Genomic DNA, 14869 nt, shown 5'->3' with positions numbered 1-14869 from the left:
CCCGACGGGTGGGTCTCGATACGCGCTGCGCACTACTCGACCAGCATGTTCGCGTCAGCCGCAGGTGCGGGCCGTGTACGGGGACTGCAGGGTGGCGCCGCCGGCCGTCGCGGTCAGCGTGCCCGCCGGGACGGACGTGGCGCGGGTGGTGAAGGCGTGGGTCGCGTTCGCGCCGGGGGCCGCGGTCAGCGTGGGCGAGGTGCCCCAGGCCGAGCGGATCACGACGGACAGCGGCGAGGTGCCGGTGTTCTTCACGACTCCGGTGACGACGACCTTGCCTGCTACGCAACGGGTGGACGACGTCAGGGTCGCCGTCGCCGCGGACACGACCACCGTCGCGGTCACCCGCACGGCCGTCGAACTGGAGAGCACGCGGTTCGGCGCGTTGTACGCGGTCGATCCGCCCGCTCCGACCCACTGGTTGTCGTTCGCGCCGATGGTGCGCACGACTCCGGTGACCGGGTAGCGGCCGGGAGCGGTGCCGACGGAGGACGTGTCCCAGGTCACCGGCTGCGAGGCGGTGCCGCGGTCGTAGGCGAGGACGACGTCGGCCCGGGCGGGCAGCGCGGCGACGGAGCCGACCTCGCCGAGGTCGGAGCGCACGGCGGTCGCGGCGTCGGCCGCGCGCACCTCGGTGTACTGACCGGCGGTGAGCGAGACGATGCCGCCGTGCTTGGTCGACGGCGCCAGCGAGAAGCCGGGGTCGTTCAGCTGGGTCCAGCCGGCGTCGAGGTCGGTGGTCACCATCGGCCGGTAGCCGGTCGAGGGGATGACGTCGACGTAGAGGTACCAGCGGTCGGCGTCGTGGTCCTTGAAGACCGCGGGCCCCTCCACTCCCCCGGCGTTGCCGCCGGCCCAGACGGCGCCGATGCGGTCCTGCAGCTGCGTCCACGCGGTGGACGGCAGCCACCACTGCTTCGCGGTCGTGGACTCCATGTAGATGCCGCGGCCGGTGCCGTTGTCCTTCGAGATGCGGTAGGTCGTGCCGCCGTCCTGGATCATCGTCGTGTCGATGACGTCGGCGCCGGTGTCGATGAAGGTGCCGCCGTAGGAGTACGTGGCCTGGGTGAAGTCGGTGGTCGCTCCCCAGAGCACCCGCGAGGCGCCGGTGCCGGGCGTGTGCGCGGCGTTCGGGTACACGGTCGAGGACCAGTAGACGACGAACGCGCCCTTGCCCGCTCCGTTGTAGTCGGCGACCCAGGTGGCCTCGGGCGCCCACATCATGCCGGCCTCGAGCTGCTTCGCGCCGGCCGCATCGAGCGCGACGTCGAACTGGCGCAGGTCGCTCCAGGAGACGAGGTCGCTCGACTCCCAGACGTTCATCTTCGTGCTGCCCTGCGTGGTCCAGTAGCACCAGGTGGTGCACGAGCCCGAGCCCTGGTCGCCGCCGAAGACGCGGAGGTCGGTGGCGATGATGTAGTACTTCTTCGTCTCGGGGTTGTAGGTGAGGTACGGGTCGCGGACGCCGGTCGTGCCGAGGTCGGACGCGAGGATCGGCTTCCCGCCGTTCAGCGGGTCCCACTTCTCCGGGTCGTCGCCGCGGGAGACGTCGAGGTAGATCTTCTCGGCGTAGCCCTGCGCGTCCTCGACGAAGTGCACCATCAGATAGCCGTAGGGGGTGTCGACGCCGACCTGCGGCTCGACGGTGACGGCGACGGCACGGGACTGCGCGACGCCGCGGATCGACGCGGTCGCGGTCAGCGACGACGTGCGGGCGGCCTGGCCCGCGGCGGGGCGATCGGTGGCGAGCGTGCGGCCGTCGGCGGAGACGCGGAGGGTGGGGTCGTTCGAGGCCCAGGTCACGGTGCCACCGTAGTCGGGCAGGTTCGTGGTCGATTCGTCGATGGTCAGCGCAGTGACGCCGTCGAGCACGGCCGCGGTCAGCGGCGCGAACGACGAGGCGTGCAGCTTCGCGTCGACGGTCGACACGGTCGCGACCTCCTCGCCGGTGAGGGCGCGGTCGTAGACGCGGAACGTCGACACCTCCCCCTTGAAGAAGGGGTCGGGGTAGGGCGCGCGGCCGATGGCGTTCAGCGACTGGTCCGCCACCGAGGCGGGCCGCAGCGCGGTGGGCGCGGAGGCGACGCGGGTGCCGTCGACGTAGAACGAGATCGTGCCGGCGGCGCCGTCGATCACCGAGCTGAGGCTGTACCAGCGGTCGGCCGCGATGCCGGACGCGCTGCGGGCGTTGTTCTCGCCGCCGCCGCCGGTGGTCGTGATCGCGGTGCGCACCTTGTCGCGCACAGAGGCGAACCAGTACTGCGAGGTGCTGTCGCTGCCGATGTTCCAGAGGAAGTGGAAGTTCGAGAGCATCGAGGCGTCGGCGCGGGTCTCGATCGTGACCGTCCCTGACGTCTTGCCCGTGAGCAGGTCGTCGGGCAGCTCGACCCAGGGGGCAGCGCTGGTCTTCGCGCCGCCGGTGAGACGGAGTGACGTGCCGGTCCAGAGCGCGTCCGTCCCGTTCACGACGCGCGCGGCTCCCACAGCTCCGCCCGCCGAGTTGGGGACGGTCGCGCCGGTCGTCTGGCTGAAGCGGTAGTCGGCGAGGAGGCCGGCGGTGGGGACCGCGGCGTCGGCGGCCGTCGCGGTGGGGGCGACGAGGCCGGCGGCGAGCACCGCCCCGAGGCCGAGGGCGGCGAGGGCCGCGCGGAAGGGCGCGCGGCGGGTGGGGGTGGGCATGGTGCTCCTTTGCACGGGGGGCGGGTGTGTGGTGGGTGGGTCTCGATACGCCCGCTGCGCGGGTTACTCGACCAGCAAGAAAAGGGGGCGCCCCATGCTGGTCGAGTAGCCGCGCAGCGGCGTATCGAGACCCCGGTCGTCAGCAGGTGATCGCGGGGTAGGCGGCCGACTGCGTGGCCGCGCGGCCCGCGTCGTCGACTCCGGCGCCCGTCACCGAGGCCGAGCCGGCGGCCAGCGCCGGCTGGCGCACCGTGAAGCTCGCCGTGGCGTTCTTCCCGCCGGCGACCGCCGGGAAGGTCTTGGTGCCGGAGGCGGTGGTGACGGTGATGTCGGCGGGCAGGTCGTCCGCGTTCTTCACGGTCGTGGTGAGCACCGGCTTGCCCGCGACGCAGCGCACCGACGAGGTGGCGGCGAGCTGCAGAGCGACCGGAGCGGCCGGCGCACCGAGCGAGACGCGGAAGCGCTGGCAGTCGTTGTTCAGCACGCTCCACTGGCCGATCCGGGTGCCGTTCTGGTCCGAGCAGTTCGACAGGTCGAGGGCCTTGCCGCTGTGCGCGGCGCGCAGCTCGACGGTGCCGTCGTTGCCCGGGCGGAGCCGCCAGCTGCTGCCGGTCACGCCACACGCGCCCTGCGTGACGGTCGCGCCGTCGGCGGTGGAGCCTCCGGTGACCGCGAGGCACTTGGCCGCGGCCGAGACGGGGTGCAGCTCGACGGCGCCGTCCGCGGCGGCCGTGAACGTCACGCGCTGGCACGGCGAGCCGAGCCACTCCCGCTGCTGCAGCACCGCGCCGTCGGCGGTGGAGCAGTTCGGCAGGTCGAAGGCCTTGCCGGTGACCAGCGAGGTGACGGCGACCGCGCCGACCGGGCGCAGCGCCCACTCCTGCGAGGCGGCGGCGCTCGGCGTCGACTGGCGGATCGCTCCGGAGACCGCGTCGAGCGCCTTCTCGCCCGTGCGGTTCGTCAGCGTCGAGTAGCCGCCGGAACCCGGAGCCACCCTCCACTGCTGGCAGGAGGTGGTCAGCCACGCGGACTGCTGCAGCGACGCACCCGAGGCGGTCGAGCAGCCGACCGGCCCGAGCGACTTCCCGCTGCTGGCGTTCACGATGCGCACGAAGCCGTCGCCGGTGCTGTCGAGCGTCCAGCTCGCGCGGGGCGTGGCGCAGGAGCCCTGCACGACGCCGGCGCCGTCGCCGCTCTGGGCGGAGGACACGGTGGCGCAGAGGCCGGTGCTGCGGCTGACCAGCTGCCAGGGCGCACCATCGACGCGGGCCGTGATCGGCGCGTTCTCGCCGCTGGGCACGGGGATCCGGGCGGCGGTGCCGAGCGGCGTGCCGAAGTCGGGCTCGCCCTCGGCGGTCCAGTCCACGAGGTGCGCGCGGGCCGAGCGCTGGCGGCTGCAGCCGTCGTTCGGGCCGGGGTTCGCGTGGTACAGGTTCCAGGTCTCGGTGCCGTCGGGCGAGTCGAAGAAGTCGTTGTGGCCGGTGCCGTACTCGCCGTTCGCCTTCGAGAAGACCGGGCCGTCGCTCTTGGTCCAGGAGGAGGCGAGCACGGGGTCGCCGGTGCCGTCGTACTCGAGGGTGCCGAGCTGGTAGTCCTCGGTGCCGCAGAAGCTCGCCGAGTAGACGATCCAGGTGCGGCCGTCCTTCTGCAGCGGGATCGGACCCTCGTTGACCGGCATGCCGATGGTCTCCCACGGCTCGACCGGCTCGGACAGCACGTTCAGCGGGCCGACCGCGGTCCACGGGTCCGACATCCGGGCGATGTAGTTGCTCTGCAGCCCGTTGCCCGGCTGGAACGCCGACCAGGTCATGAAGAGCTCGCCGTTCAGCTGCAGGTAGGCGCCGTCGATGTTCCAGGAGTCGACCGGGACCGGCCGGCCCTTGTAGCTGTACGGGCCCATCGGGTCGTCGCCCGCGCTCTCGATCACCTGGAGGTGCTGGCCGTCGAAGTTCCCGGCGGTCCCCATCGTGTACATCAGGTACCACCGCCAGCCGTTCGGGCCCTCGAGCCGCTGCAGCTCGGGCGCCCACATGTTCGCGTTCCGGCCCGGGTTCGTGTCGGAGTAGACGGTCACCGGAGTCGCGGTGCCGAGCGCCGCGAGCGTCGGCGCCTTGCGCATCACCACGCGGTTGTCCCAGGTCGTGGCGACGAGGTAGTAGTTCCCGTCGTGGAACTCGATCGTCGGGTCGGCCGTGTCCGGCTCGAGCGGATTCGTGAAGGTCGACTCGCCGATCGCGGCCGCGGGGCTCGCGGCGGCCAGCGGCAGCGCCACGATCGCCGCCAGCAGGATCAGGAGACCGGCGATCAGCCGGCGGCGCAGGCCCGGTGCGGGCGCGGTCAGGTGCATGGATGACTCCGTCGTCGATCGTGATGCGGGCGCCCCGTCGGGCCGCGAGAGCGCGGCCCCCAAGGCCGGGGCGAGAATTTGTTCACGGTAACAGCGGCAGTTGCGCAAGGTCAAACCCCTCCGAGCAGCCCTTCCCCGGCTCCTTCCCACCACTGGGGCGAAACGTTTCGCTTCCGCCCTTGATCCCTCCCGCACACCCCGCCTAGAGTCCGAGGCGAACGTTTCGTGCGATCGGAGATCCCCCATGTCAGCGCAGACCCTCTCCTGGCGCGCCGGGCCGCTCGAGCTCGAGTTCCGCCGCTCCCCCGACGCCCCCGTGAGCCTCGTGCGACTCGTCTCCGGCGAGCTCGAGATCCGCTTCGAGCACGCACTGCCGCTGGTCGGGATCCTGACCGCCGGCCGGGGCCACGTCACCTCCACCGACCGGCTCGTGCAGACCGCGATCGGCGACTCCCTCCGCTACGTCTCGCACGAGGCCGGGGGCGAGGGCGGGGGCGGGGCGACCGTCCTTCGGATCGTCTCGGCGAGCGCCGACGGCCTGCGCGCCACGACCACGATCGACGCGCTCGGCACCGCCCTCCGCGCGAGCACGACCGTCGAGAACGCGGGCACCGGGCCGGTGCTGCTCACCGCCGTCACCAGCTGGGCGATGCCGCTCGGCACCCGGCTGGACGTCGGCGCCGCCGCCGACCCGGCCGCGGACTGGGAGCTGCTCGAGGGCCGCAGCGAGTGGCTCGGCGAGGGCCGCTGGGAGGCCCGCGAGCTGCGCGCACTCCTGCCCGACCTGCATTCGGAGCACACCGAGCAGCCCCCGCGCGAGTCGGTCGTCCGCACCGCGACCGGCACCTGGTCGACCGGCGGCGCACTCCCGCTCGCCGCGCTCCGCTCACGGCGGCAGGACGTCACCTGGCTCTGCGAGGTCGCGCACAACGGCCCGTGGCGCTGGGAGGCCGGCGAGCAGATCGGCGACGCCTACCTCGCCGCCTCCGGCCCCACGGACCGCGACCACCAGTGGTCCGTGCTCCTCGCGCCCGGCGAGTCCTTCACCTCGGTGCCGGCGCTCGTCGCCGTCGGCACCGGCCTCGAGCACGCCGCCGCGGCCCTCACCCGGGCGAAGCGGTCGGCCCGGCGCGCCCACCCGGACGACCGCCGCCCCGCGCTGGTCTTCAACGACTACCTGAACACCCTCGGCGGCGACCCGACGACCGCGAAGCTCCTGCCGCTGATCGCCGCGGCGGCCGAGGTCGGCGCCGAGGTGTTCTGCGTCGACGCCGGCTGGTACGCCGAGACCGAGTCCTGGTGGGACACCGTCGGCGCGTGGACGCCGTCGACCCGGCGCTTCCCGGGCGGACTCGGCGAGGTCGTCGACGCGATCCGCGGCCACGGCATGGCGCCCGGGCTCTGGCTCGAGCCCGAGGTGATCGGCACCGGCAGCCCGCTCGCCCGGTCCCTGCCCGACGGGGCGTTCCTCTCCCGCTCGGGGATCCGGGTGGAGGAGAGCGGCCGCCACCACCTCGATCTGCGCCATCCTGCAGCCCGTGCGCACCTCGACGAGACCGTGGACCGGCTCGTCCGCGAGTTCGGCATCGGCTACGTCAAGCTCGACTACAACATCGATCCGGGCCCCGGCACCGACCGCGACGCGACGAGCGCCGGCGCGGGACTCCTCGAGCACTCCCGCGCGCACCTCGCCTGGATCGACGGCGTGCTCGACCGCCACCCGCAGCTGATCCTCGAGAACTGCGCCTCCGGAGCGATGCGCGCCGACTCCGCGATGCTCTCCCGGCTGCAGCTGCAGTCGACCTCCGACCAGGAGGATCCGCTGCTCGCGCCGCCGATCGCCGCAGCGGCCCCGCTCTCGATGCTCCCCGAGCAGGCCGCGAACTGGGCCTGCCCGCAGCCGGAGATGAGCGACGAGGCGATCGCCTTCACGCTGGTGACGGGCCTCGCGGGCCGGCTCCTCCTCACCGGCCACCTGGATCGGATGACGGCGCAGCAGCGCGCGCTCGTCGCCGAGGCCGTGCGCACCGCCGGCGAGCTCCGGGCGCACCTGGTCGCGTCGGTGCCGCTCTGGCCGCTCGGCCTGCCGGGCTGGACCGACCGCTGGGTCGCCTCCGCGCTGCGCGGACCGGACGCGATCTCCCTCTCGCTCTGGGACCGCGGCGACGACGCGGGCGAGACGACCCTCGCGTTCCCCAGCCTCCTCGGCCGCGCGGTCGAGGTGAGCACGGCCTTCCCCGCCGGGCTCCCCGCCTGGCGCACGAGCTGGGACGCGGGGACCGGACTCCTCACCGTCCGCTCCGTCGCCGGCGAGCCGGGAGCGCGGTCGCTGATCCTGAGCGTCACCGGCTGAATCGCCCCGGAGCCGATCCCCCGGCCCGCTTGACTATGCTGAACGGACCCGCGATGTCGAGCCCTCGTCATCCCGCCGCACCGAGGGTGCCCGGCTCTCCCCTCAGGGGAGCGGAGGAGGTCCGCGCCATGGCCGATCGGCCCAACCTCCGGCATGTCGCCGCGGTCGCCGGCGTCTCGCACATGACGGTCTCCCGGGTGCTGAGCGGGCACCCGAACATCAAGGAGTCGACCCGGCAGAAGGTCCTCGAGGCCGTCTCCGAGCTCGACTACCGCCCCAACATCGCGGCGCGCTCCCTCGTCACCCAGCGCACCGACCGCATCGGCGTGATGATCGAGAGCGGCGCCGAGTTCGGCCCGTCCAGCACCCTCCGCGCCATCGAGCGGGCCGCGCGCGAGAAGGGCTACTCCGTCACCTCCGTCGCGCTGCGCGACGACCAGGACATGAGCCCCGTCGACGCGATCCGGCACCTCTCCGGCCTCGGGATCGACGCGCTCTGCGTGATCGCGCCGCGCTCCTCCTCCGTCGCGACGCTCCGCACCGTCGAGATCGGCGTGCCGACGCTCGTCGTGAAGTCCGACAAGGACGCGAACTTCCTCACCGTCTCGGTCGACCAGCAGGCCGGGATGAGCCAGGCGGTCGACCACCTGGCCTCGCTCGGCCACCGCGACGTGCTGCACATGTCCGGCCCGCTCGACTGGCTCGACGCCCGCGCCCGCGAGCGCGCCTTCCACAGCCGGGCGAAGGCGTGGGGGATGCGCGAGCGCCCGATCGTCATCGGCGACTGGACGCCGGACTCCGGCTACGAGTTCGCGCGCAGCCTGCAGTCGGTCCCGGAGTTCACCGCGATGGTCGTCGCGAACGACGAGATGGCGCTCGGCGTCATCCACGGTCTCGTCGAGCGCGGCATCCGCGTGCCGCAGGACGTCAGCATCGTCGGCTTCGACGACCTGCCCACCGCCCGGCACTTCCTGCCCCCGCTGACCACGGTGCGGCAGGACTTCGACAAGCTCGGCACCACCGTCGCCGAGGTGATCCACGCGCGGATCCGCGGCCAGGAGATCCCGCAGCGCACCCGCATCCCCACCGAGCTCGTGGTGCGCGAGTCGACGGCGCCGCCCCGCAGCTGACGCTCGCGACCGGCGCTCGCGTATCATCGGCGGCACCCCTGGCGCGACGCTCCCCCGGCGCCGCCCCGCACACGAACCGAGGACGGCACGTGTCAGTTCAGTCGACGACGACTCCCGCACGCCCCGGTCCCGCACGCCCGGACCCGGTCGTGGAGATGACGGGCATCCACGTCTCCTTCTCCTCCGGGCCCGCGCTGGCCGGTGCGCGGCTGCGCCTCGTGCCGGGCGAGATCCACGGCCTGATGGGCGAGAACGGCGCGGGCAAGTCCACGCTGATCAAGACGCTCACCGGGATCCACCAGCCCGACGCCGGTGAGATCGTCGTCGACGGCGTCGCCCGGCGCTTCAGCGGACCGGCCGACGCGAAGGCCGCCGGCATCACCGCGGTCTTCCAGGACGAGCGGCTGACCGACAACCTCAGCATCGGCGAGAACGTGATGATCGGGCACGAGATCCGCGGGCGCCTCGGCATCTCCTGGTCGCGCACCCACGCGCGGGCGGCCGAGATGCTGGCCGAGCTGGGTCTCGAGGACCTCGATCCGCGCCTGCCGCTGCGCTCGCTGTCGCCCGCGATCCGGCAGCTGGTCGCGATCGGCCGCGCGATGGTCGACCGGCCGCGGGTGCTGATCCTCGACGAGCCGACCTCGAGCCTCGACCTCGGCGACGTCGCCCGGCTCTTCACGGTGCTGCGGAGGCTGCGCGGCCAGGGCGTCGCCATCGTCTTCGTCTCGCACTTCCTCGAGCAGGTGCTCACCCTCAGCGACCGCATCACCGTGCTCCGCGACGGCTGCACCGAGGGCGAGTACCCGGCCGGGCGGATGGACCGGGCCGAGCTGATCGCGAAGATGATCGGCAAGGACATCGACGCGCTCCGGCAGATCGGCTCCGACCGCCGCGAGCACCGCCGCCAGCCCACCGGCCCCGCGATCTACCGCGCGGTCGGCATCGGCCGCCGGGGCGCCGTCTCCCCCACCGACATCGAGCTGCACCGCGGCGAGATCGTCGGCTTCGCGGGCCTCCGCGGCTCCGGACGCACCGAGCTGGCGTCGCTGCTCAGCGGCGTCGAGCGGCCGGACAGCGGCGAGGTGCTGATCGACGGCGAGCACGCGGACATCGTCGACCCGGTGTCGGGGCTGCGGAACCGCATCGCGCACTCCAGCGAGAACCGCCGCGAGGACGGGATCATCGGCGACCTGTCGCTGCGCGAGAACCTCGTGCTCGGGCTGCAGGCGCTGCGCGGCTGGGCGCACCCGCTGTCGGCGGCCGAGACCGACACGCTCGTCGCCACCTACGTCGAGGCACTGAACATCACGCCGGCCGACCCGGACATGCCGGTGAAGTACCTCTCCGGCGGCAATCAGCAGAAGGTCGTCCTGGCGCGCTGGCTCGCCACTCGCCCGCGCCTGCTGGTGCTCGACGAGCCGGCCCGCGGCATCGACGTCGCCTCGAAGGTCGAGATCCAGGCGCACATCGCCCAGCTCGCCAAGGAGGGCGTCTCCATCGTCTACATCTCCTCCGAGCTGGAGGAGGTGGTGCGCCTCAGCGACCGCATCGTCGTCTTCAAGGACCGCGAGAAGATCGGCGAGGTCAGCAACGGCCCCTGGCTCACTGTCGACACCATCGTCGAGATGATCGCCGCCGACACGACGGACGACGACGCGACCGACGACCCCTGGTGACGCGCTCCCTGCTGATCGAGTAGCCCTCGCAGAGGGCGTATCGAGATCCGGTGGACACGGTTGACCCCTGTGAAACGTCTCACGTAGGGTGGCGCGGGACCGGGGAAAGCGCATTCCTGCATCCCGGACCATCGATGCCGAGGGATTCAATGCCGAATTCACGTCCGTTCCGTCCGACCACCGCCGCCGGGGCGCTCCGCTCCGGCCTCGGCCTCGCGCTCGCCGCGGGGCTCGCGCTGACCGGCGCATCCGCTGCCGCAGCGCAGACCACCGCGCCGCCCGCCGTCCCCGCCAGCCCCGTCCTCACCGCGCAGCTCGAGGACCTCGACCGCGGTGTCGTCGCGCTCGCCTCGCCCGACGGCGGCGTCTTCGTCAGCTGGCGGCTGCTCGCGACGGAGGTGACCGGCTCCTCCGACAGCGGGATGGTCGGCGCCGACTTCGCCGTCTACCGCGGGGCGGAGCGGATCGGCGTCGTCACCGACAGCACCAACCTTCACGACCCGGTGGGCGCGCCCGGTGACGAGTACCGCGTCGTCCCGCTCGTCGACGGCGAGCCCGGCGAGCCGAGCGCTCCGGCCACCGCCTCGTCCGACGCCTTCGAGACGCTGCCGCTGCAGAAGCCGGCCGACGGCGTCACCCCGGCCGGCGAGGCCTACACCTACAGCGCCAACGACATGAGCGTCGGCGACATGGACGGCGACGGCGACTACGAGTACGTCGTGAAGTGGTACGCCTCGAACGCGAAGGACGTCTCGCAGAAGGGCTACACCGGCAGCACCTACCTCGACACCTACGAGGCCGACGGCACACTGCTGCACCGCATCGACCTGGGCGTGAACATCCGCTCCGGCGCGCACTACACGCAGTTCCTCGTCTCCGACTTCGACGGCGACGGCCGCTCCGAGATCATGACGAAGACGGCCCCGGGCACGACGATCCTGCCCGGCGGCGACACCGCCCGCGCCGAGTCGATCACGCTCCTCCCCGAGGACGTCGCCGCGGGCGTCACCCCGCAGGACGACTACCGCCTCTCCGCCGCCGGCTACCGCGAGCACCTCATCGAGGTCTTCGAGGGCTGGGGCACCCGCGAGGAGGTCACCTCCGGCCAGTGGCCCGCGACGCTCGAGGAGGCGTTCGGCATCGCGCCGACGCACGCCTACCCCCTCGACCGCGCCGGGGCGACGGAGCTCGCCGACTACTTCATCGACGTCTACGCGCCGAGCCGGAGCGACCGCAACGACCTCACCACCTTCGAGGGCTTCGTCCTGACCGGCCCCGAGTACCTCACGGTGTTCGACGGCGAGTCCGGCGAGGAGCTGCAGACCGTCGCCTACGAGCCGGCCCGCGGAGACGACGGCCTGCTCTGGGGCGACTACGCCTACTCCCGGATCGAGCCGGGCAACCGCAACGACCGCTTCCTCGCGGGCGTCGCCTCCTTCGACGGCGAGACGCAGTCCGCCGTCTTCGCCCGCGGCTACTACACCCGCGCGGTCGTCGTCGCCTACGACTGGGACGGCAGCGAGCTCTCGCAGCGCTGGGTCGCCGACAGCGGCCACGTCCCGCTGACCAACCCCTTCAACGACACCCCGCACGGCCGCGAAGGCACCAGCCCGGAGTGGGCGACGCTCACCACGCAGGGCTTCCACTCGCTCAGCGCGGCGGACGTCGACGGCGACGGCCGGCAGGAGATCGTCTACGGCTCCGCCACCCTCGACGACGACGGCAGCCTGCTCTACAGCTCCTACGACACCCTGCCCGAGGGCAGCAGCGCGCCCGGCACCGAGGCCAAGCTCGGCCACGGCGACGCGATGCACGTGACCGACATCGACCCGGCGAACCCCGGGCTCGAGATCTTCTCCGTGCACGAGGGCGGAGTCGGCGCCCCCTACGGCTACGCGCTGCGCGACGCCGCGACCGGCGAGGTGCTCTTCGGCGCCTACTCCGGCAAGGACACCGGCCGCGGGATGATCGGCGACATCGATCCCGCGATCCCCGGCCAGGAGGTCTGGGCGATCGGAAAGCTCTCGGCGAGCGGCGAGCCGCTCGACGGCGGGGACCCCGCCGAGCAGCCCGGCACCAACCAGAGCATCCGCTGGGCCGCGGACATGACCACGCAGATCGTGGCCAGCACGACGATGCAGGACGCGACGCCCGTCACTCCGACGATCGTCACCGGTGACGGCACGGTGCTGCTCTCGGCCGAGGGCACGGTGACGAACAACGGCACGAAGGGCAACCCGTCGCTCGTGGCGGACGTGCTCGGCGACTGGCGCGAGGAGCTGCTGCTGCCGACCGCGGACTCGAGCGCGATCCGGATCTACTCGAGCACCGAGGTCACCGACCGCAAGCTGACCACGCTGATGCACGACCCGCAGTACCGGGTCGAGGTGGCGCGCCAGCAGACCGCCTACAACCAGCCGTCGTACACCTCGTACGGCCTGGCGAGCGACATCGACTGGTCGACCGTGCCCGTGCTCGCGCAGGAGGGGACGGAGCCGGTGCCGACGCCGACGCCGACGCCGACGCCGACGCCGACCGCCACCGCCACCGCGACGCCCGTGCCGATGCCGACCGAGACCGCGCCGCCCGTGGTTCCGGCGCCGGGCGATCCCGCGCCGCACGAGCCCGCGCCCGTCGCCGGCCCCGACGGCGACCTGGCCGCCACCGGCACCGACCTGACGCTGCTGCCGCTCGGAGCGCTCGCGCTCCTGCTCGGCGGCGGGGCGCTGCTCCTGCGCCGTCGCGCGACGCCCAGCGCGTAGCGAGCCCTTGCTGGTCGAGTAGCCGCGCAGCGGCGTATCGAGACCCCACCCTCTGCACACGGTGCATCTCGATACGCCCGCACGCGGGCTACTCGATCAGCATGAAGCGGGCACCCTCAGGGAGTTGCGCGGCGGGCTAGCCGGCGAGCAGCTTCAGCGACGGGGCACGGCCCTTCTCGATGTGGGTGAAGGCGATCGACTCGGCGAGACGGTCGTTCCCGGAGAGGATCGCCTCGAGCAGTCCCTGGTGCTCGTCGGACTGCTGGTGCTGGTCGCGCGCGGAGGTCAGATAGAACAGCCACGTCATCCGCCCGCTGACCGCCCGCATCAGCGAGCCGAGCAGTGCGCTGCCGGCGATGTCGACGATCGCCTCGTGCACGATCGTGCTGGTCTCGGCGACGAGCAGCCAGTCCTCGCTGTCGAGCGCCCGGTGCTCGGCTGCGATGGCCTCGTGCAGCGGCTCGGGTGACACGCCCTCTGCGACGCGCCGGGCGGCCAGGCGGGCGGCGAGCGTCTCCAGGCTCAGGCGCACGTCGAACAGCTCCGTGACATCGGCGGTGGTCCACTCCGTGACGCGCGAGCTGCGCCGCGGCAGGGTGCGCACGAAGCCCTCGTTCTCGAGCTGCGGCACCGCCTCGCGGATCGGCAGCCGCGACACCTTCAGCTCGCTCGCCAGCGTCGACTCGACCAGCCGCGACCCCTGCGGATACCGGCCCAGGATGATCTCGCGGCGGAGCGTGCGATAGGTCTGCGCCGTCAGCGACTCCTCGGGGGCGATGCCGGTCACGCGGGCCTCCTTCGCTCGGCTCCCCCTATTCAACCGGGTCGGCGGCGCGACCGTCACCGGACGGCCCGCGTCTCGACCTCGACACCGAGGGCCGCGCGCTCAGCCCGGGCGAGCACGTGGGCGCCCGCAGCCAGATCCTGCAGGCCGATGCCGACACTGTTGAAGACGGTCACATCGTCGCGCGACGAGCGGCCCCCGGTCCGGCCGGTCAGCACCTCCCCCAGCTCCGCCACGTCGGCGGGCCGGAGACCGGAGCGGCGCACGTTGTCCGACTCGGAGAAGGCGATCCCGCGGGTGTCGACCACGACCCGGTCCGCCCGCGCGAAGACGTCGGCGCCGAGCTCGCGGTAGCCGTGTCGAGGCGGCGACCCGACCGCGTTGACATGCACGCCATCGGTGAGCCAGGCCGCGTCGAGCAGCGGCTCGACCGACGGCGTCAGCGTGCACACGACGTCGGAGCCGCGCACCGCATCCGCCAGACCCTCGGGAGCCGTCGCCGACACGCCGTTCGCGACGAGCTCCGCGGCGAGCGCCGTGGCGCTGGAGCCCGACGGCGACCAGACCCGCACCTCCTCGAGCTCGACCACCGAGCCGAGGGCGAGCGCGTGCTCGCGGGCGAGCGGACCGGCGCCGACCAGGGTGAGGATCCGGGAGTCGGGACGGGCCAGGGCCGAGGTCGCGAGCGCCGAGACCGCCGCCGTCCGCAGGCGCGTCAGCGCGCGGCCGTCGATCAGTGCCAGGCACTCCGCGGTGTCGGCGGAGTAGAGCGAGACCGTCGAGCGCTGCGGCGGCAGCCCGCTCGCGCGGTTGCGCGGGGCGTCGATCAGCAGCTTCACCGAGGCGAGACCGAGGTACGGCGCGAAGGCGACCATCGGGACGGCGGCGGGGCCGTCGGCGCTGGCGTCCCCCGGGATCCGCAGGGCCTCGGGGACGGGCTGCACCGCGCCGCCACTGGCGAGCGCCCGGTGGGCGTCGGCGAGTGCGGCGATCAGACCGGGCCACTCGGTGAGCGCCTCGCACTCCTCCGACGTGATGATGCGTGTCGACATGTGATCCTCCTGCGCTCATTCTGTATGCACTGACCGCCCGACCGCATCATCGTGGCCTATCGCAGGCGTCGTCATTTTGGTAT

8 protein-coding genes are annotated in these 14869 nt (G+C 72.9%); 4 read left to right on the top strand and 4 right to left on the bottom strand.

What is annotated here, in order from left to right:
• Positions 1–54 precede the first annotated feature (54 nt).
• Together MT355_RS12225 and MT355_RS12220 are read right to left on the bottom strand one after the other, a co-directional pair.
• Positions 55–2679, bottom strand: a complete 2625-nt coding sequence (locus MT355_RS12225) for a LamG-like jellyroll fold domain-containing protein (RefSeq protein WP_243599732.1) — start codon at positions 2677–2679, stop codon at positions 55–57.
• Between the two features lie 139 nt (positions 2680–2818).
• On the bottom strand, positions 2819–5026 hold the full coding sequence (locus MT355_RS12220; protein ID WP_243599731.1) for an RICIN domain-containing protein: 2208 nt from the start codon (positions 5024–5026) through the stop codon (positions 2819–2821).
• A 244-nt stretch (positions 5027–5270) separates the two neighbouring features.
• Here MT355_RS12220 and MT355_RS12215 point away from each other — a divergent pair, with 244 nt between their 5' ends.
• The 4 genes from MT355_RS12215 (at position 5271) to MT355_RS12200 (ending at position 12950) form a co-directional block, all read left to right on the top strand.
• Positions 5271–7379 carry a glycoside hydrolase family 36 protein gene (locus MT355_RS12215; RefSeq protein WP_243599730.1) on the top strand — a complete coding sequence of 703 codons (2109 nt, stop codon included), beginning with the start codon at positions 5271–5273 and terminating at the stop codon, positions 7377–7379.
• Positions 7380–7507: 128 nt separating this feature from the next.
• Positions 7508–8509: a LacI family DNA-binding transcriptional regulator gene (locus tag MT355_RS12210; RefSeq protein WP_165908983.1), complete on the top strand. Its 1002-nt coding sequence runs from the start codon at positions 7508–7510 to the stop codon at positions 8507–8509.
• Positions 8510–8664: 155 nt separating this feature from the next.
• Positions 8665–10188, top strand: coding sequence for a sugar ABC transporter ATP-binding protein (locus tag MT355_RS12205; RefSeq protein ID WP_243599800.1), 1524 nt, complete (start codon positions 8665–8667; stop codon positions 10186–10188).
• 149 nt (positions 10189–10337) lie between these two features.
• Positions 10338–12950 (top strand): rhamnogalacturonan lyase, encoded by a 2613-nt coding sequence (locus tag MT355_RS12200; protein WP_243599729.1) that lies wholly within the window; start codon positions 10338–10340, stop codon positions 12948–12950.
• Between the two features lie 136 nt (positions 12951–13086).
• Here MT355_RS12200 and MT355_RS12195 read toward each other — a convergent pair whose 3' ends face one another.
• Positions 13087–13737 (bottom strand): GntR family transcriptional regulator, encoded by a 651-nt coding sequence (locus MT355_RS12195; protein ID WP_160086803.1) that lies wholly within the window; start codon positions 13735–13737, stop codon positions 13087–13089.
• Between the two features lie 53 nt (positions 13738–13790).
• Positions 13791–14786 carry an ornithine cyclodeaminase family protein gene (locus MT355_RS12190; protein ID WP_243599728.1) on the bottom strand — a complete coding sequence of 332 codons (996 nt, stop codon included), beginning with the start codon at positions 14784–14786 and terminating at the stop codon, positions 13791–13793.
• Positions 14787–14869 lie beyond the last annotated feature (83 nt).

This window comes from Rathayibacter sp. VKM Ac-2929 (genome assembly GCF_022815495.1).
GTDB classification, from domain to species: Bacteria; Actinomycetota; Actinomycetes; order Actinomycetales; family Microbacteriaceae; genus Rathayibacter; species Rathayibacter festucae.
Note: the sequence above shows the minus strand (reverse complement) of the source record. Positions and strands in the feature narration are given on the sequence as shown.